The sequence below is a fragment of the Flavobacterium sp. genome, from assembly GCF_029945805.1.
In the GTDB taxonomy this organism is placed as follows: Bacteria; Bacteroidota; Bacteroidia; order Flavobacteriales; family Flavobacteriaceae; genus Flavobacterium.
Window position 1 is genome coordinate 31,019 of record NZ_JAQSDH010000022.1, and the last position, 19,287, is coordinate 50,305.

Annotated in this window: 18 protein-coding genes and 1 tRNA gene; 12 read left to right on the forward strand and 7 right to left on the reverse strand. The window is 35.9% G+C overall.

The window, feature by feature from the left end; all coding sequences use genetic code 11:
• Positions 1-67: 67 nt before the first annotated feature.
• Positions 68-141, reverse strand: a tRNA-Ala gene (locus PSU83_RS05210).
• Positions 142-291: 150 nt separating this feature from the next.
• Between PSU83_RS05210 and PSU83_RS05215 the strand changes: the two genes are divergently transcribed.
• Together PSU83_RS05215 and PSU83_RS05220 are read left to right on the forward strand one after the other, a co-directional pair.
• Positions 292-2,169 (forward strand): Omp28-related outer membrane protein, encoded by a 1,878-nt coding sequence (locus PSU83_RS05215; RefSeq protein WP_300587491.1) that lies wholly within the window; start codon positions 292-294, stop codon positions 2,167-2,169.
• Between the two features lie 28 nt (positions 2,170-2,197).
• Positions 2,198-2,941: a T9SS type A sorting domain-containing protein gene (locus PSU83_RS05220; protein ID WP_300587494.1), complete on the forward strand. Its 744-nt coding sequence runs from the start codon at positions 2,198-2,200 to the stop codon at positions 2,939-2,941.
• Between the two features lie 69 nt (positions 2,942-3,010).
• On the opposite strand, the gene PSU83_RS05225 is transcribed toward PSU83_RS05220, so the two are convergent.
• The gene (locus PSU83_RS05225) at positions 3,011-4,690 is read right to left on the reverse strand and encodes a DUF6029 family protein (RefSeq protein WP_300587497.1); all 1,680 of its coding nucleotides are present in this window, start codon (positions 4,688-4,690) and stop codon (positions 3,011-3,013) included.
• Between the two features lie 3 nt (positions 4,691-4,693).
• A complete protein-coding gene (locus tag PSU83_RS05230) occupies positions 4,694-5,173 on the reverse strand; it encodes a TlpA disulfide reductase family protein (protein WP_300587500.1) in 480 nt (159 codons plus the stop codon).
• 94 nt (positions 5,174-5,267) lie between these two features.
• Here PSU83_RS05230 and PSU83_RS05235 point away from each other — a divergent pair, with 94 nt between their 5' ends.
• From PSU83_RS05235 to PSU83_RS05255, 5 genes are all read left to right on the forward strand, one after another.
• Complete coding sequence (locus tag PSU83_RS05235; protein ID WP_300587503.1) at positions 5,268-6,098, forward strand: Omp28-related outer membrane protein; 831 nt, start codon at positions 5,268-5,270, stop codon at positions 6,096-6,098.
• A gap of 81 nt (positions 6,099-6,179) precedes the next feature.
• Positions 6,180-6,941, forward strand: coding sequence for an enoyl-CoA hydratase/isomerase family protein (locus PSU83_RS05240; RefSeq protein WP_300587505.1), 762 nt, complete (start codon positions 6,180-6,182; stop codon positions 6,939-6,941).
• Positions 6,942-6,946: 5 nt separating this feature from the next.
• Positions 6,947-7,120, forward strand: coding sequence for a hypothetical protein (locus PSU83_RS05245; protein WP_300587507.1), 174 nt, complete (start codon positions 6,947-6,949; stop codon positions 7,118-7,120).
• Positions 7,121-7,157: 37 nt separating this feature from the next.
• Positions 7,158-7,610, forward strand: coding sequence for a 6-carboxytetrahydropterin synthase (locus PSU83_RS05250; protein WP_300587510.1), 453 nt, complete (start codon positions 7,158-7,160; stop codon positions 7,608-7,610).
• A gap of 12 nt (positions 7,611-7,622) precedes the next feature.
• Positions 7,623-8,375 carry a UDP-2,3-diacylglucosamine diphosphatase gene (locus PSU83_RS05255; protein WP_300587513.1) on the forward strand — a complete coding sequence of 251 codons (753 nt, stop codon included), beginning with the start codon at positions 7,623-7,625 and terminating at the stop codon, positions 8,373-8,375.
• Between the two features lie 100 nt (positions 8,376-8,475).
• Here the strand turns inward: PSU83_RS05255 and PSU83_RS05260 are convergent, their stop codons facing one another.
• Both PSU83_RS05260 and recJ read right to left on the reverse strand, forming a co-directional pair.
• Positions 8,476-8,730: a GIY-YIG nuclease family protein gene (locus tag PSU83_RS05260; RefSeq protein WP_300587965.1), complete on the reverse strand. Its 255-nt coding sequence runs from the start codon at positions 8,728-8,730 to the stop codon at positions 8,476-8,478.
• A 168-nt stretch (positions 8,731-8,898) separates the two neighbouring features.
• A complete protein-coding gene (gene recJ, locus PSU83_RS05265; protein WP_300587517.1) occupies positions 8,899-10,587 on the reverse strand; it encodes a single-stranded-DNA-specific exonuclease RecJ in 1,689 nt (562 codons plus the stop codon).
• A gap of 136 nt (positions 10,588-10,723) precedes the next feature.
• On the opposite strand from recJ, the gene ade reads away from it, so the two are divergent.
• Positions 10,724-12,382, forward strand: coding sequence for an adenine deaminase (gene ade / locus PSU83_RS05270; protein ID WP_300587520.1), 1,659 nt, complete (start codon positions 10,724-10,726; stop codon positions 12,380-12,382).
• A 46-nt stretch (positions 12,383-12,428) separates the two neighbouring features.
• Here ade and rsmI read toward each other — a convergent pair whose 3' ends face one another.
• Together rsmI and PSU83_RS05280 are read right to left on the reverse strand one after the other, a co-directional pair.
• Positions 12,429-13,139: a 16S rRNA (cytidine(1402)-2'-O)-methyltransferase gene (gene rsmI, locus PSU83_RS05275; RefSeq protein ID WP_300587523.1), complete on the reverse strand. Its 711-nt coding sequence runs from the start codon at positions 13,137-13,139 to the stop codon at positions 12,429-12,431.
• A gap of 79 nt (positions 13,140-13,218) precedes the next feature.
• Positions 13,219-14,142, reverse strand: coding sequence for a hypothetical protein (locus PSU83_RS05280; RefSeq protein WP_300587526.1), 924 nt, complete (start codon positions 14,140-14,142; stop codon positions 13,219-13,221).
• A gap of 196 nt (positions 14,143-14,338) precedes the next feature.
• On the opposite strand from PSU83_RS05280, the gene PSU83_RS05285 reads away from it, so the two are divergent.
• The 4 genes from PSU83_RS05285 to PSU83_RS05300 all read left to right on the forward strand — a co-directional run bounded on the left by PSU83_RS05285 (position 14,339) and on the right by PSU83_RS05300 (position 19,166).
• Entirely contained in the window at positions 14,339-14,959 is a 621-nt protein-coding gene (locus PSU83_RS05285; RefSeq protein ID WP_300587567.1) for a thymidine kinase, read from the forward strand.
• Between the two features lie 11 nt (positions 14,960-14,970).
• Complete coding sequence (locus PSU83_RS05290; RefSeq protein WP_300587569.1) at positions 14,971-17,415, forward strand: bifunctional UDP-N-acetylmuramoyl-tripeptide:D-alanyl-D-alanine ligase/alanine racemase; 2,445 nt, start codon at positions 14,971-14,973, stop codon at positions 17,413-17,415.
• A gap of 71 nt (positions 17,416-17,486) precedes the next feature.
• The gene (gene mscL / locus PSU83_RS05295; RefSeq protein ID WP_300587572.1) at positions 17,487-17,903 is read left to right on the forward strand and encodes a large conductance mechanosensitive channel protein MscL; all 417 of its coding nucleotides are present in this window, start codon (positions 17,487-17,489) and stop codon (positions 17,901-17,903) included.
• Between the two features lie 273 nt (positions 17,904-18,176).
• Positions 18,177-19,166: an aspartate-semialdehyde dehydrogenase gene (locus PSU83_RS05300; protein WP_300587574.1), complete on the forward strand. Its 990-nt coding sequence runs from the start codon at positions 18,177-18,179 to the stop codon at positions 19,164-19,166.
• Positions 19,167-19,287 lie beyond the last annotated feature (121 nt).

Below are 19,287 nucleotides of genomic sequence, written 5' to 3' on the forward strand. Positions count from 1 at the left end.
AAAACAGAAATCCAACTAAACTAAAAAAAGCAAGCTATTTTAGTTTAGCCTACTTTCAGTTTATTCGTGGAGAATATCGGATTCGAACCGACCACCTCTTGCCTGCCAGGCAAGCGCTCTAGCCAAATGAGCTAATCCCCCATAATTGTTTCGCAAATATATACTTTTTGTTATTAATACAGAAAATTTAAACTGCAAATAAATCATTCTAAAGCAATAGATTAGAAAAAAAAAATTGTATAATTGCAATTATTTTAATATCTATATACTAACCACTACTAAACTTTATTCATGAAAAAAATTACTTTACTAATTGGTTTATTTTTTACTTCTCTAATTGGTTATTCGCAAACCACTTACTATTCAGAAGACTTTAACGCTGGAGCTCTAAATGGATGGACAACATCTGATTTAAATAGTGATGGATTGCAATGGTCCGTACTAAACGCTTCTTCTATTAATACTACTTTTGGCAGCGGTTCATTACTGTCATTTTCTTATGATGATGCTGCACAAATCGGTGTAACTCCTGACAATTTGGTTACCTCTCCAGCAATTAATTTAAGCACAGTGACTGATGCAAATTTATATTTGTTTTTTGATCAGATTACCAATGGAAGTTGGCCGGCCGAACACTATGCGGTTTATGTAACCACATCAAATGATCCCGCTGCAATTACTGCCTCCACTCCAGTGTATGAAACTACAGTAGCAAATGGTACTTTAGCTAATCGTTTTTTAAATCTTACCAGTTACATCGGTCAAACCGTATTTGTAAGTTTTAGACATTTTGAATGTTTTGACAACTACTTCCTTGTAATTGACAATGTTAAGGTAAAAAGTTTAGCCGCAAACGACGTTCAATTGGTTTCTGCTAAGTTGAATAGATACAGTTTGTTAAATACAAATAACACATTAACGCTTACGGTTAAAAATACTGGAAGCAATCCCATAACTAATTTAACTATTAATTGGAATGATGGTATAGATCATTCTGTTACCGTAAATAAAAACTTAGCTGTTGGAGCAACGAGCACGGTAAATCACCCAACTACAGTATCATATGGTACTGTTGTAGAGAAAAATTTAGCATTAAGCATAACTGCGGTTAATGGTAACGCAGACGCTGTGCCAACTAATAATGTAGGTGTTGCCAAATTTAACACGGTTAGCCAGGCTTCATTTAAAAAAGTATTCTTTGAAGAAGGAACTGGCACTTGGTGCGGCTGGTGCCCTAGAGGCTCTATTGCAATGAGCTATATGGACACAACTTATCCAAATGAATTTGTGGGTGTTGCTGTACATAATCAAGATCCTATGATGCTTACGGAATATGATGGTGGTGCAGATTTTTCTGGTTTCCCAGGAATGAATGTTGATCGAGTTGTTAAAGGGGCTGATGTTAGTCAATCTACAATGGTTAGTAACTTAAACGCGCGAAAAACCTTAACTACGCCGGTTAGCCTAAATGCAACAGGTGCTGTAAATGGTTCTCAAATTACAATTAACGCAAATGCTACTTTCAGAACTATTTTTTCAGCTGCCAACTACCGATTAGGCGTTGTTATAACGGAAGATGGTGTTACAGGAACGGCTACAGGATATAGACAAACAAATTACTATTCAGGCGGTGCTAACGGAGTAATGGGTGGATATGAATTATTAGCAAATCCTGTTCCTGCGGCTCAAATGACATATAACCATGTTGGGAGAGCTTTATTAGGTGGTTATGCTGGACAAGAAAATTCTATACCATCAACTATTAGTGATGGACAAACAGCAAGCTATACATTTAATTATACCGTACCAACAACAAGCAATGTTAATAATATGCATGCTGTCTTGATTTTAATTGATCAAACGACTGGAGAAGTCGTTAATTCACAATTAGTTGAGCTTGCGACACTAGCTTTGAATGATAGCCAACTGACAACTTTTGATATTTATCCAAACCCTGCAAGTGATCAAATTAATATAGCTAATCTAATTGGCGGTAGTTATACAATCACCATTTTTGATATGCTAGGCAGAACAATTCTAAGCGCTAAAAAAGAGATTTTAGATAATGAAACGCTACTATTGCCGATTAAAGGAGTTTCTAAAGGAGAATATATCGTAAATATTGCTAGTGAAATAAGTTCATACAGCAAACATTTATTGGTAAAATAATTTTAAGAACTCATATTATTAAATCATTATGAAAAAAATATTTGTTGTCATCGCGTGTTTTTATACCTTTTTGTCTTTTTCTCAAATGACAATGAAGAAGTTAGATGGAACTCCTATTCTTAATGGAGACGTTCTTACTTTCTCCTCATTGGGAGATCCAGCAACAGCTTCATCTTCAGACCCAGCTTATTTGGGATTGAAAATTTACAACAGCTCTAATAGTAACATTAATGTAAAAATGAAACTTATTAGCATGAGTAATGCAGACGGAAGTAATCTTCAGTTTTGTATCGATCCAATTTGTGTAGGTACACTTACCGTTGGAAACTCATATCCTGCTAGTGGTAATTCTGTTGTCCCTGCCAATGGCCAAAACGGAAACTTTGATCATTTCATTAACAATAATCCCGGAAATGGAACGAGCAATGTGGAATACGTTCTAAAGTTTTATATGGTAAATTCTTTCGGAGCTGAAGTTGGTGCTTCTATAACTTTTACTTACAGATATGCTATTTTAGGTGTTTCAACAAATGCTTTGGCCAATATGGGTGTCGATGTTAAATCAACATTGGTAAGTTCGCAAGTAGAGTTTGACGCCAATTCAAATGGAAAAGCAGAACTTTATGACATCAACGGAAGAACAATTACAGCTTTGAGCTATACTGCAGGATACAACTATTTGGATGTTTCAAATTTGAATGCTGCTTTATATATTTTGAATTTCACAAACGAGGAAGGCAAAAAAGCAGCCTTGAAAATTATTAAGAAGTAACAAAAACTTTTAATACTGAAAAGCCCCATCATAATTATGATGGGGCTTTTTTATTGTAATCAATTTCTATTAAAAACTTGTATTCAGTGAAAGTGAAACTCCTGTACTCTCGGGAACAAAGCGACAAACGCCTCCAACACAAACCAATCCGCCTCTTTGTCTTCCGTAAGCTAAAGCTACTCGTGTTGACTTGTATCGATAAGAGTTTCCAATGTTGTAGTAGTGATGGCGTAATTTAGAATCATCATTCCCATAATTATACATATCAGAAACATAAACAGTATATTTAGTACCAAGATTGAATTCAGCTAACAACGCAGCCCAATTTTTCTTATCACTATCCGCCCACATGTGTTCCGCTTGTACTCGGACAGATTTATTTCCATTAAATCTATAGGTAGATTCAGCTCCCAATATATTGGTATTCACTTCACCAACAGTTTCCTGTATGTATTTTTTATTATAATACTGATGAATAAAACTAAAATTAGATTGCCACTTATCATTCCACTTTTTTGTAACTTCTATATTATATTCTGAAAAATATTTTTTACCAAAACCAAAAAAATCTGTTTGGTAATCCTGCGGTGAGAAGATATAAAATTCACCTCCTAAACCGTGATATTGCGAATAATTTAAGGCAACCTTAGTTCCGTATTTTCCTCCTAAAGATGTTCCTTTCTTAAAGTTATAAAACAAATCAATCTGACCGCCAATTTCTCCAGCTTTAACCAAGTTTACGTCATTTAGAATTACATTTGGCTGTGCTTGATACACATAAATATTAGCCAAATTAAGATGATGTTGCTTGGTTAAACTTGGCACATAATTCATGATTAAATCATTGAATTGATTTCCTTTAGCAATTCTTTCCGAAAAGAAACTCATGTTTTCTAATCTTCTGAATGTACCATCAACACCAAATCCTTTTTTAGAATATCCCATATTAAGCAACAACGCACTTCCGGGTTTAATCAAATTATTATCGATTTGATTTCTAACCTGAACTACAGCATCTTTCGATTTATAATCATACTCCGTTGAAAAGTAAAAAGAGTCATGCGTAAAGTTCAATCGTCCGGCAAAAGAATTAGTCAAATCATTAAACTTCGGATCAGGAATGTCTGTTTTTTCATCTCTACCCACATAAGTTACACCAATGGACAATTCATCTTTCTCAAACTTAAAAATATCTGAAAGCGACAATTCCGCATCAGTTCCATAAATTTTTCCTTCCGAAACATCAAAACCAGTACGCTGTTGCCCGTAAAGCGTTTTTAAAGTAAAATAAGTAGTTGGTTTGTATATAAATCGAATACCGCGCAAAGCATTATTAATTCCCAAAGCTCGGTCTTCCCAAGTTCTTAAAAGCAGACCGCTACCAAATTGCTCATAAAAATAACCAGCTGTAATATCTATTTTCTCATTTTTAAATTGGGCAAAATAAGTAGCAATATTGGCATCTTTATACTTTGGATTATAGTTCAGAAGCGCATCCTGAAAATAGCCTTCTCCCTGAACGCCAAAAGTCCAATTCTTGATTTTGTAATTAACGAATAAGTAGTTGTTGGAGCGTATTGGATTTTCCGGATGTACAACCGGATTGTAAAATTCATCCAGTAATCCTGTGTCATTTAAGTACCATTGCGCATTCGATTCAAATCCACCTGAAACAGTTCCGTTATCTTTTTCCTGAGCAAAAATAGCTGTCGATGAAGCTAACAGTCCAAATAAAATAAGTCTTTTCATGGATTAAAGCGTCTTAAGTTTTTCAAATAACTCATTTTCACTTCCTGGAACATAACCATTTTGAATATGAACTATAACACCATTTTTCACAACTAACGTATACGGAATATTCACAATACCTAAAGCTCTTTTCAATTCCTGATTACTGTCTAATAAAATTTTGTATTCCCAGCCTTTTCCATTTACCAATGGTTTAATTCTTTTTTGCGTCCTAGAATCATCGGTAGAAATGGCAACTATCTCAATTGGCAATGTTTTTTTCCACTCTTCCTGAAGATCATTCATCTCATCAAGTTCACTGATACAAGGCGTACACCAAGTAGCCCAAAATGAAAAAATATAGATTTTATCCTTCTCGACAAAATCTGTTGTAACGGAGGTTTTTTTACCATCAATATCTGATAATGAAATATTTGGCATTTGCTTTTGAGAAAAAGCTGTAATTTCTATAAAGAAAAATAAGGCAATGAGTACGTTTTTCATGTTTAGTTTAGATTGTTTTACAAATAAAGATATAATAAGTTTAAGATTGAAGTTTTTTTAGTTATTTTGCTAATCTTTAAAATAAATCTTTGCAATGAAAACAATAAAAGTATTTGTATCGTTTTTTACCTTAATCACTATTTTTTCTTGCAGTGATACGAAAGTGATTGAAAATGTCCCTGACGATACCGAAACAGCGCCGCCTGTTTCCGGCTATTTCAAAAAACGTGTTCTAATTGAAGATTATACTGGAACTTGGTGCGGCAACTGTACCAGAGTATCTCATGCAATTGATCAAATGTACGAGCAATCAGACAAGGTTGTTTCAGTGGCGATTCATAACGGAAATGATCCATATCATTTTGCCGGTATTCAACCGTTGAAAGATTTGATAATGCCTGGATCTGATTTAGAATTGCCACAATCGCGTTTGAATAGAACAATAGTTTGGACTTCTCCCGAACCATCAAATCTGCAACAAGCAAAAAGCTTAACAGGTAATAACGCTGGTCTCGGAATTGCCCTATCGTCAACCATTGCAAATGGAATAGTAAATCTTGATGTTAATTTAAAATTTGCACAAAACTATACTGGCTTAAAAATAGTAGTGTATGCTCTTGAAAATCATTTACTCCATTACCAAGCTAATTATACTTCCTATTATGGGAATATCAATCCGGTGCAAAATTACGAACACAATCATGTACTTAGACAGAGCATCACCGATTTGCTAGGCGATGCAATTGTTGAAAATACAAACTCGGGTCAAACAATCACTAAATCATTTTCTTTTCCAATACCAAGCAATTTCACTAATTCAGAAAATATCAGTTTTGTGGCGATGATTGTTAATGCAGATAATTTGGCATTAAATGCTAGACATGCGGATAAAAATGAAAATCAATCGTTTGAACAAAATCCGTAACTTAAAAAATTAAAATATTTAAAGGTTGCCCAAAAGGCAACCTTCTTTTTTTTGTAAATTTGCACAACAAATAAAAATGTTATGACAACTTCTGAACAAGGCACAATCACCGTAATTATTCTAGATAAAATCGCAACAATAACGTTCAGCCATCCCGCAAGCAATTCGTTTCCAAGTGAATTATTAAAGAAACTTACGGACGAACTTAATACAATTTCTACTAATTCCGATGTCAATGTTGTTGTGTTACAAAGCGAAGGTAAAACCTTTTGCTCAGGAGCGTCATTTGACGAATTGCTCTCGATAACCAATTTAAAAGACGGAGAAAAATTCTTTTCAGGATTTGCGAACGTGATTAATGCAATGCGTAAGTGTTCTAAAGTCATTATAGGAAAAGTTCAGGGAAAAGCTGTTGGCGGCGGCGTTGGTCTAATTGCAGCTTGTGATTTTGCTTTTGCACACCAAGACGCTGCTGTAAAATTATCTGAAATCGCTATTGGCATCGGACCTTTTGTGATTGAACCTGCAGTTTCCAGAAAAATTGGCAAAACTGCCATGACTGAACTAACGTTGCAACCTACGATTTGGCAATCTGCTGATTGGGCTGTAACCAAAGGATTGTATGCGGACCTTTTTGACAGTATGTCCGAAGTTGATGACGCCGTTGCCCATTTATCAGAAAGATTAGCATTCTACAATCCGGAAGCCTTAGTCGAAATGAAAAAAGTATTTTGGGAAGGAACTGAAAATTGGGACGAACTTTTATACGAAAGAGCCGCAATTTCTGGAAAATTAGTGCTTTCTGATTTCACCAAAGAAGCTTTAAGTCAATTTAAAAAATAAAAAATATGCCCTTATTTTCACTTATTCAACAAATTGATGTCAACGAAAAAATAAAGAATGCTCCTGACAATGGATATGCAATAGGCGTTTGGATTGGAACCGTTTTACCATTCGCACTAATTGTTGGTGTCGCGTTTTGGATGTATCACCGTGCTAAAAATAGACGAAACGAACAGTAGTTTTATTTACTAAATTTGTAGCCTAAAATATTTCTTCATGAGTAACATTAGAATCACCAAACAATTTTCTTTCGAAACCGGACACGCGCTTTATGGCTATGATGGTAAATGCAAAAATGTGCACGGACACAGCTATAAACTTTCGGTTACGGTTATTGGTCAACCGATTTCGGATAACACCAATGTAAAATTCGGAATGGTAATCGACTTTTCAGATTTGAAGAAAATTGTAAAAGAAGAAATTGTAGATATTTTTGACCATGCTACTGTTTTTAATAAAAATACGCCTCATGTTGAACTGGCAAATGAATTAAAAAACCGCGGCCATCATGTAATTTTAGTTGATTATCAGCCAACAAGCGAAAAGATGGTGACTGATTTTGCCCAAAAAATTAAAAGTCGTTTGCCGAATGACATTAAATTACATTCGCTAAAATTACAAGAAACAGATACGTCTTTTGCCGAATGGTACGCTTCAGATAACGAATAATCTAAACGATTAATGACTATTTCTCCCAACAAAAAAATATATTTTGCTTCCGATCAACACTTTGGCGCACCCACGCCCGAAGCCAGTTTTCCGCGCGAACAAAAGTTTGTTGCTTGGCTTGATGAAGTAAAGAACGATGCCGAATGCATTTTTCTTTTAGGTGATTTGTTTGATTTTTGGTTTGAATATAAAACCGTTGTTCCTAAAGGTTTCGTAAGGGTTCTTGGTAAACTTGCCGAAATTCGTGACAGCGGAATTCCAATTTATTTCTTTGTGGGAAACCACGATTTATGGATGGGTGATTACTTTCAAAAAGAACTTAATATTCCCGTTTATCACAATAATCAAGAATATGAATTTAACGGAAAAACGTTTTTAATTGGTCACGGCGACGGAAAAGGGCCAGGTGATAAAGGCTACAAACGCATGAAAAAAGTGTTTACCAATCCGTTTTCAAAATGGCTTTACCGCTGGTTGCATCCAGATATCGGCGTAAAATTGGCACAACACCTTTCGGTAAAAAACAAACTCATTTCTGGTGATTCCGACGTAAAATTCCTAGGCGAAGAAAACGAATGGCTAATCTTATACGCCAAACGCAAGCTCGAAACCAAACACTACAACTACCTTATTTTTGGCCACCGTCATTTACCAATGGTTTTACAAGTGGGAGAAAACTCTGAATATGTCAACCTTGGCGATTGGATTGGCTATTTTACGTATGGCGTTTTTGACGGCGAGAAGTTTGAGCTGAAAGAGTATTAGTTACTTCTCATTTCTAAAAAGGAGAAATTGTATAACCCTCAACGCAAAATACACTCAAAACATTCTTTGTCATTTCGACAAAGGGGAAACCACATAACACTCAACGCAAAACATCATCAAAATGGGAATTTAAAAACTCAAGTTTTGGATTAAACTCCCTGATTAAATTTAATTTCTTTTCCCTTCTCCACTTTTTTAATTCTTTTTCACGGGCAATAGCCTCCCGAACCCAAATAAATTTTTCATAATAGACTAAGAATTCAACATGATATCTAGAAGCAAAAGTTTTATTTCCAGAAAATAAATTTTCCTGATGTTGGCTTAATCGGACTCTCAAATTATTAGTCATTCCAATATAGAATGTCTTTCGTTATTTGTTAGTGATACTATAAATGTAATAAGAATGAAAGCCTAGTCGCCGATTTAACATATTACAATTTTGAATCTTTAATGCGATTTCTCCCTTAGGTCGAAATGACAAAAGAATGATCAAAATGGCAAACGGGGTGAATGCCAAAACAAACTACCTCAAATCTCGCAATCGCAACTGCACCGTTACATTCCCGTTAAATTCATTTTCATCGATACAATACACAGCATCAAAAGGTTTTTGGTTTGTAACCGATTCTAATTTGTTGCCTACTCCAAAACCAATGGCACCAAAACCTTCCGAATTATTTTGCTTTACGAAGAGTTTCAAATGTTCTTGCTCGTTCCCTATTTGCTTTGCATAACCAGTATCTTTTAGATTTTTGGTTATAAAATTGGGTGTCATATTTAATGGCCCAAAAGGTTCAAACTGATTGAGCAATCGAACCAGCCTTTCATTAATATCGGATAAATCAATTTCGGCATCAATCAAAATTTCGGGAATTAGTAAATCAGGATGAATGGTTTCAGCCACAACTTTCTCAAAGGCATTTTTAAAGTTCTGGTAATTCTCTTCTTTCAATGTCATTCCAGCTGCATACATGTGTCCTCCAAATTGTTCCAGATGTTCCGAAACGGCTTCCAAAGCATTATATACATCAAAATCTTTCACAGAACGTGCCGATGCCGCGAGTTTGTCACCACTTTTGGTAAACACAATGGTCGGTCGATAATGCGTTTCTATCAATCGAGAAGCTACAATTCCGATTACGCCTTTATGCCAGTTTGGATTATAAACCACCGTAGAAAAACGAAGTGTTTCCTCATTAATTTCTATCTGATCTAAAGCTTCAATCGTGATTTGCTTGTCAAGATCTTTTCGGTCCGAATTGTATTTTTCTATTTCGGATGCAAATTGCTCTGCTTGATCTAAATCGTATTCTGTTAGCAAAGCCACAGCAGCATTTCCGTGCTTTATTCGTCCGGCGGCATTTATTCTTGGCGCGATGATGAAAACGACATCGGTAATCGTCAATACTTTTTTCTTTACATTTTGGATTAAGGCTTTAATTCCAGGACGCGGATTGCTATTGATAACTTCCAATCCAAATTTGGCCAAAACCCTATTCTCACCCGTCATCGGAACAATATCAGCCGCAATTGCTGTGGCTACTAAGTCAAGATAAATCATCAAATCATCAATAGTTTGATTTCTGTTTTCTGCTAAAGCCTGAATGAGTTTAAAACCAACGCCGCAACCGCATAATTCATCATACGGATAAGAACAATCGTCCCTTTTTGGATCGAGAACCGCAATTGCATCGGGTAAAGTGTCGCCCGGACGGTGGTGATCACAAATGATAAAATCAATGTTTCTTTCCTTCGCGTAAGCTACATGGTCAATCGATTTTATACCACAATCTAAGGCAATGATTAGCGAAATTCCGTTGTCATCCGCATAGTCAATTCCTTTATAAGAGATTCCGTAACCTTCATCATAACGATCCGGAATATAAGTCGCAACATTCGGATAATAGCTTTTCAGGTACGAAGAAACCAAGGAAACTGCTGTCGTTCCATCCACATCATAATCACCAAAAACCATGATGTTTTCCCCGTTAGCAATGGCCGATTCTATTCGAGAAACCGCTTTATCCATATCTTTCATCAAAAACGGATTGTGCAAATCATCCAAACTCGGCCGAAAAAATTCCCGCGCTTGCTCAAACGTTTCAATTCCGCGTTGCACCAAAAGTGTCGCGATTAAATGGTCAACTTTTAATAGGCTTACTAAATTGTTTACTTTGTGGGAATCCGGTTTTGGTTTGAGTGTCCAGCGCATTTTCTAATTATGAATTACGAATAATGAAAACAAAAATACAGGAAAGGCCCTAAACATTGCTATACTTTTTCTGTATATTTTGGTCGGTAGAAACAAATTAATTTTTGCTACTTTTGAACTATAAAACAATTGCAAAATGCAGATTCAAGGCCAAATTGTCGATATTCCAAATCGCAGAATATATTCAGGTGAAGTTACCATTGAAAACGGGAAAATAGTTGCTGTTTCCGAAAAGGAACACAACATCAAAAACTATATTCTTCCTGGTTTTGTTGATTCGCACATTCATATTGAAAGTTCCATGCTAGTTCCTTCAGAATTTGCAAAAATTGCTGTACTTCATGGAACGGTCGCGACTATTTCTGATCCGCATGAAATTGCCAATGTATTAGGAAAAGATGGCGTGCATTATATGATTGAAAACGGAAAACAAGTGCCGTTGAAGTTTCATTTTGGAGCACCATCATGCGTTCCTGCTACTTTTTTTGAAACCGCAGGCGCCGTAATTGATTCCGAACAAATAAAGGAATTGATGGCATCACCCGATATTTATTATTTATCCGAAATGATGAATTACCCAGGCGTTTTATTTGATGATGAAGAAGTTTTAAAAAAGATAGCTTGGGCAAAACAGTTCAACAAACCCGTTGACGGCCATGCGCCAGGATTGCGTGGCGCACCCATAGAAAAATATATCGCCGCTGGAATTTCAACCGATCACGAATGTTTCACTTATGATGAAGCGGCCGAAAAATTATCATTAGGTATGAAAGTCTTAATCCGTGAAGGAAGTGCCGCTAAAAATTTTGAAGCTTTAATCGATTTAGTACCGGATAATTTTGAAAATATGATGTTTTGTTCTGATGATAAGCATCCCGATGATTTGATTGTTGGACACATTAATTTACTTTGTGCGAGAGCTATTGCCAAAGGTTTTGACTTGTTCAAAATACTACAAATGGCATGCATTAACCCGGTGAAACATTACAAAATGAACATTGGTCTATTGCAAAAAAATGACACTGCCGATTTTATTGTGGTGGAAGATTTGAAGGATTTCAAAGTATTACAAACGTACATCAATGGCGAATTGGTTGCCGAAAACGGAAAATCATTTGTAAAACACATCGAATTTGAAAAACCAAATAATTTCAATACCTCCAAAAAAGAAATTGTAGAATTTGAAATCGGAAGTTCAGCCTCAAAAATTAGAGTAATTGAAGCTTTAGAAGGACAATTAATCACTAATGAAATCCATCACAAACCTCAAATAGTAAATGGAAAAATAGTTTCCGATACCGAGAATGACATCTTGAAAATGGCGGTTGTCAATCGTTATGAAAATGCTCCGCCAGCTATTGCTTTCATTAAAAACTTCGGATTGAAAAGCGGTGCCATTGCGAGTTCTGTTGCGCATGATTGTCATAATATTGTTGTAGTTGGAACTTCTGATGAAGAAATTTGCAAAGCTGTCAATGTTTTAATCGAAAATAAAGGCGGAATCTGTGCAGTAAATGGAAACGAAAGCAAATCATTAGCGCTTCCCGTTGCTGGAATTATGAGCGACAAAGATGGTTGGGAAACCGGAAAATTGTATCAGGAAATCGACGCGATGTCAAAACAATTGGGAAGCAAATTGAAAGCACCATTCATGACCCTTTCATTCATGGCGTTATTGGTAATTCCGGATTTGAAATTATCCGACAAAGGATTATTCAGCGGAAACTCGTTTTCATTTGTAGATTTAGAGGTGGAAAAAGTTTTAACCGCAAATTCACAAATTATTTTAAAGTAAAAAAAATAGAAATTTGTGAATTTGCGGTCAATTTTTTTTACGTTTTTTATTCTTCTGATTTGTCTTGCTTCTTGCTTCTTGCTTCTGTTATCTTCCCTCCAACAACAACTACAATTTCACCTTTTGGTGGTTTGATTTCGAAGTGTTTTAGCACTTCCTCCGCAGTTCCACGTATGGTTTCTTCGTGTAGTTTTGATAATTCTCGTGAAACAGAAACTGGTCTGTCGGCTCCAAAATACTGTACGAATTCGGTCAAGGTTTTAACCAATTTATGTGGAGAAACGTAAAAAATCATCGTTCTATTTTCTTCGGCTAAAGCCAAATAACGGGTTTGTCTTCCTTTCTTTTCGGGCAAAAATCCTTCAAATATAAATCGGTCATTAGGCAAGCCACTATTCACCAAAGCGGGAACAAATGCAGTAGCGCCAGGCAAACAATCTACTTCAATATTATTTTCAACACAAGCGCGTGTCAACAAAAATCCAGGATCAGAAATGGCTGGAGTTCCTGCATCAGAAATTAGCGCAATAGTTTCGCCAGCTTTTAATCGTGAAATTAAATTATCCACTGTTTTATGCTCGTTGTGCATGTGATGGCTGTGCATGTGCGTGGAAATCTCAAAATGTTTTAGGAGTTTTCCGCTGGTTCGCGTGTCTTCAGCCAAAATCAAATCGACTTCTTTCAAAACTCTAATCGCTCTGAAAGTCATGTCTTCAAGATTGCCAATCGGCGTTGGAACGATGTATAATTTTGACATAAGTAAGAGTTAAACACAGATTTCACAGATTTTCACAGAATTAATTTGTGGAAATTTGTGAAATCTGTGTTTTATAGTGTTAATCGAATTTTTTTTCTACAATTTCCATAAATCGTTCCAAATAATCTTCTTTGCCAACCCAGTAATTATAATCTGGGATAACCATTTCATTGATGAATGTTTTGGCCTCTTCGAACGTATCAAAAGTATTCAATTGAGAAATCACGCGATTAAAATCCTCGTTGCTGTCGTTGAACAGATGCTGTACAAAACCAATTCTGTCATTAAGTCCAATCGCAATGGATTTTGACATTGCATCGTTCATTGCTGCTGTTTTTGGAGCTTCAACTTTTGATTCCTCTTTTGGTTCTTCCTGAGTTCGAGTCGGCAGTTCTTCTTTTACTTCCGAAGAAAATAAGGAAACTTCATTTGGTTTCACAAAAATCGGATCAACATAATTTTCACCTAAGAAATGCTCAAGTGCTATTTTTTTAGTTTCGTGCTTTTCTTCAATTGTTGGCTGAACAAGTTGAACTTCTTCCTCTTCTTCAACTTCCAATTCAAAAGCGGGAATGAAAGCAGGTTCCGCATCGGTAAGCGCTTCCTCCTCTTCCAAAACTTCTTCTACGAGTTCTTCTTTTACTTCTGAAACAGTGGTTTCTTCTTCCTCAATTTCTAGTGCAGCTTCTACTTCTTCATCCGCCTCTGGTTCGGCTTTAACGGGAATTTCAGCTTCAACTTCCACTACATATTTAGCATCCTCGTTAACTTCAGTTTTTTCAAGAACACTACTTTCATTGAATTGCTCTAATTTTTCTATCAAAACTTCTTCCGACACATCAGACTTTACCGATTCGAAATTTTCGTGATAAAACTTTAGTACAGCCAACGTTTCGTATAATTTTTGTGTCTCTTTATACAACTGATCGATTTCCGACTTGTTTTTTAGCTTTAAAATTCGGTGCGCAATGCTGATTAATTCGGATTCTAATCTTTTTTTCATAAGTTTTGAAATTATAGGGAATACGCTCGTTTCTTTTAATAAATACCTTCTACGGATATTATTTGCCAATCAAGAAGGAACCTTGTTAAAAATTTTCTACATTTGAATCGACGTAAAAATAACAAATATTTAAGTCGGTTTGTTTTCGTTACAAAGTAATAAAAACTATTCATTTTTAGCGCTAGAAAAATACAAAATGTTTCTCGAAAATACAGTAAATCACAAAGAACAATTTGGTTGGATCGAAGTCATCTGCGGCTCGATGTTTTCGGGTAAAACTGAAGAACTCATACGTAGATTGAAAAGAGCCCAATTTGCCAAACAAAAAGTCGAAATTTTCAAGCCCTCCGTTGACACACGTTATGACGAGGAAATGGTAGTTTCACACAACAAAAATGAAATTCGTTCCACTCCAGTTCCGGCTGCAGCCAACATCAGGATTCTGGCTCAGGGTTGCGACGTTGTTGGAATTGACGAAGCTCAGTTTTTTGATGACGAGATTATTTCGGTTTGTAATGATTTAGCCAATTCTGGAATTCGAGTAATTGTGGCAGGTTTGGATATGGATTTTAAAGGAAATCCTTTCGGACCAATGCCCGCGTTAATGGCAACGGCAGAATATGTAACCAAAGTACACGCCGTTTGTACCCGAACCGGAAACTTAGCCAATTACAGTTTTAGGAAAAATGACAGTGACAAATTAGTCATGCTCGGCGAAACCGAAGAATACGAGCCATTAAGCCGCGCTGCTTATTATAATGCCATTCGACAAAATATGATTGTCAAAGATGCTGAGCATTTGTCCAAAAAAGAATAAATCCCCAAAATTTGAAACTATCCATCCAAAATATTATTCCCATCATAAAAGCCAAATGGTTTGGGAATGATGATACTGCTGTAATCGATTTTATTTCCATTGACAGTCGCTCACTTCAAAACGATAGAAACACCTTGTTCTTTGCCATTTCCGGACCCAATCACGACGGCCATGTTTACATAGAAGAACTCATTAATAAAGGCGTTGCGCACTTTGTTGTCAACCAAATTCCAAAAGGAATAGAAGATAAGGCAAACTTTTTAATTGTGGGCAATACACTTGAGGCTTTACAAAAATTAGCCACCTTTTACCGCAGTCAATTCGAATTTCCTGTGATCGGAATTACAGGAAGCAATGGAAAAACAATCATCAAAGAATGGCTGAACTTTTTGTTAAGTCCCGATTATAATATTATAAGAAGTCCAAAAAGTTATAATTCACAAGTTGGCGTACCGCTGTCGATTTTAGGCATCAACGAAAAACACAATCTTGGGATCTTTGAGGCCGGAATTTCCCTGCCACATGAAATGGAAAAACTCCAGAAAATCATACAGCCCACCATTGGAATTTTATCCAATATTGGTTCGGCGCACGATGAAGGATTTGCAACCGTAGCCGAAAAAATAAAGGAAAAACTAAAACTTTTTGTTTCGGTAAATGTGCTAATAATGAACAAAAACAAAACCATTTGCGCGTTTGTCAACCCAAAAACTAAGTTATTCTGCTGGTGTTCAGATGATAAAAGCGCTGATGTTTACATCACCAAAAAGAAAATCGGCGAAGTAACCGAATTACAAGTTACGTATAGAGAAGACACTTTTTTAGTTACAATTCCATTTTTGGATCAAGCTTCGGTAGAAAATGCAATTCATTGTATGATGTTACTGCTTTATTTTGGCTACAGCCATAAAATTATCCAGACCAGAATGGTACAATTATATCCTGTAGAAATGCGACTGAAAGTAAAAAACGGCATCAACAATTCAACCATTATTGACGACAGCTATAGTTCTGATTTCCAATCGTTGAAAATCGCACTTGATTTCCTTGAAAACCAAAAACAACACAAAAAGAAAACCATAATTCTCTCTGATATTTTTCAAAGTGGTTTGAGTAACGAAGACTTATATTCACAAGTTTCACAGTTGATTATTTCGAATAAAATTTCGCGTGTAATTGGAATAGGAGAAACGATTTCTCAGTTTAAAAATAAGTTCATAAACAGTACAACTTTTAACAATGTATCTGGATTTACCCAAGCGTTTGATACTCTAAATTTTGAAAACGAAACGATTTTGATTAAAGGTGCGCGCAATTTTCATTTTGAAGAAATTGTGTCCCTCCTTGAAGAGAAAACGCACGAGACCGTACTTGAAATCAACCTCAATGCCATTAGCCACAACCTGAATTTTTATAAATCTAAGTTGAAACCAAAAACCAAGATGATGGTTATGGTCAAAGCTTTCGGCTATGGGAATGGCGGATTTGAAATCGCGAATTTACTCGAGCATCACAAAGTAGATTATCTTGGTGTGGCTTTCGCCGACGAAGGAATTTCACTTAAAAACGCAGGGATTACAGTTCCCATTATGGTTTTAAATCCAGAAGCTACCAGTTTTGCTGCAATTATTCAATACCATTTAGAGCCTGAAATTTATTCGATAAAAGGATTGAAAGCATTTCTAAAAATTGCTGCACAAAAAAACTTGAAACGGTTCCCAATTCATATCAAGATTGACACTGGAATGCATCGCTTAGGATTTGAGGAAGAAAATCTTGAAGACCTAATCCAAATTCTGAAAGGAAATGAAACCGTTCAGATAAAAAGTATTTTGTCACACATGGCAACAAGTGACGATTTAAAACATGATGATTTTTCAAAGTCACAGATTGCTCTGTTTGAAAAGTTATCATCCAAACTTCAAAATGAACTAAACGTAAAACCAATTCGCCATATTTTAAACACCTCTGGAATTACGAATTATGGAGATTCTCAATACGACATGGTTCGCTTAGGCATCGGTTTATATGGCATTTCTAACGACGCGGAAGAACAAAAAGAATTGGAGATTGTTGGCACTTTAAAATCAGTTATTTCTCAAATCAGAACCATCGATACTGGAGAAAGCGTTGGCTACGGAAGAAAATTTATCGCTGCTGAAACAACAAAAATTGCAACAATTCCAATTGGTTATGCTGATGGCATCAGCAGAGCTTGGGGACACGGTGTTGGCTATGTTACAATTAATAATAAACAAGCCAAAATTGTAGGCAGCGTTTGTATGGATATGCTAATGGTAAATGTTACTAATATTGAATGCAAAGAAGGAAGCACTGTAATCATTTTTGGCGAAAATCCAACGGTTAATTTCATGGCTAAACAACTCAATACCATTTCGTATGAAATTTTGACTAGTATTTCCCAGCGTGTGAAAAGAGTGTTTTTCAGAGAATAAATCAAAATTTTTTTAAAATGTTAAAATTTTTGTTAATTTAGTTATCTAGTAACCAATAAAACAAAACAATTATGGGATTTTTTGCAGATTTTAAAGCGTCTTTAATGAAAGGCGATGTATTAAGTTTGGCAACAGCGGTAGTAATCGGTGGCGCTTTCGGGAAAATTGTCGGTTCGGCAGTTGACGATTTAATTATGCCTTTAGTAGGACTCATAACTGGTGGTATCGATTTTACCACAAAGTTTATTGCATTAAATGGACAAGCCTACGAAAATTTAGATGCTGCAAAAAAAGCGGGCGCTTCTGTCATGACGTACGGAAATTTTGTTCAAGCAGTAATCAACTTTATTATTATCGCGTTTTTCATTTTCGTTGTCTTAAGAGCTGCTGAAAAAGCTAAAAAGAAAGAAGAGGCTGCACCTGCTGCTCCAGCTGGACCTACACAAGAAGAATTACTTATTCAAATTAGAGATTTGTTGAAAAAATAATACCGCCACACTATATAGTCTAATTTATGCTGAACTCGTTTCAGTACTAAACCGTTCCTCAATTGGGACGGTTTTTCTTTTTTAATAGCAGATCATTTGTCTTTCTTAATACTATATCCTCCCGCTATCCGCGCTACATGGTAGCCAGCTCCTATCGGGGCTAACGAGAACTATAGCTGCGTTTTTTGGTCTTTCTCCTTTCTTCTATGCTCTTTTTTCTTTTTTCTATTTACTTTTGTATTTCAAAAATTATAAATTGATAAAGATAAAAATATGAAAGTTGCTGTAGTTGGCGCAACCGGAATGGTTGGAGAAGTAATGCTTAAAGTCTTAGCGGAAAGAAATTTTCCGGTAACAGAACTAATTCCAGTTGCTTCAGAAAAATCGGTTGGTAAAGAAATTGAATTCAAAGGAAAAAAATATAAAGTGGTTGGTTTACAAACAGCAGTTGACATGAAAGCCGATATTGCTTTATTCTCAGCTGGTGGCGAAACTTCTTCAGAATGGGCTCCAAAATTTGCTGAAGCTGGTACAACAGTTATCGATAATTCATCAGCTTGGAGAATGGATCCTTCTAAAAAATTGATCGTTCCAGAAATCAATGCGGCTGAATTAACGAAAGAAGATAAAATTATAGCAAATCCAAATTGTTCGACTATACAATTGGTCATGGTTTTGGCGCCTTTGCACAAAAAATACAACATCAAGCGCGTGATTGTTTCTACCTACCAATCCATTACAGGAACGGGCGTAAAAGCAGTGCAGCAATTAGAAAATGAATACGCTGGAATCAAAGGTGAAATGGCCTATAAATACCAAATCCATCGCAATGCCATTCCACAATGTGATAGTTTTGAAGAGAATGGCTACACTAAAGAAGAAATGAAATTGGTTCGCGAAACGCAAAAAATTATCGGAGATAAATCTATCGCGGTTACGGCGACAGCAATAAGAATCCCAGTAGTTGGTGGTCATAGTGAAGCCGTGAATGTAGAATTTTCGAATGATTTTGACGTGAATGAGGTTCGTAAAATATTACACCACACCGATGGAGTTACAGTTCAAGATAACAACGACACCTATACGTACCCAATGCCTTTGTACGCCGAAGGGAAAGACGATGTTTTTGTTGGAAGAATACGCCGTGACGAAAGCCAACCCAATTCCATCAATATGTGGATCGTTGCTGACAATTTAAGAAAAGGAGCGGCTACAAACACTATACAAATCGCTGAATATTTGGTTGCTAATAGCCTAGTATAATCGATCTCATTTCACTGTATAAAATAGTATGCTCGAACTGAGCCGTTAATCCTAATAAACGAAAATCGTTTGGTTTTACAAATCATAAAATTTGTTAAAATCAAACGGTTTTTATTTTCAC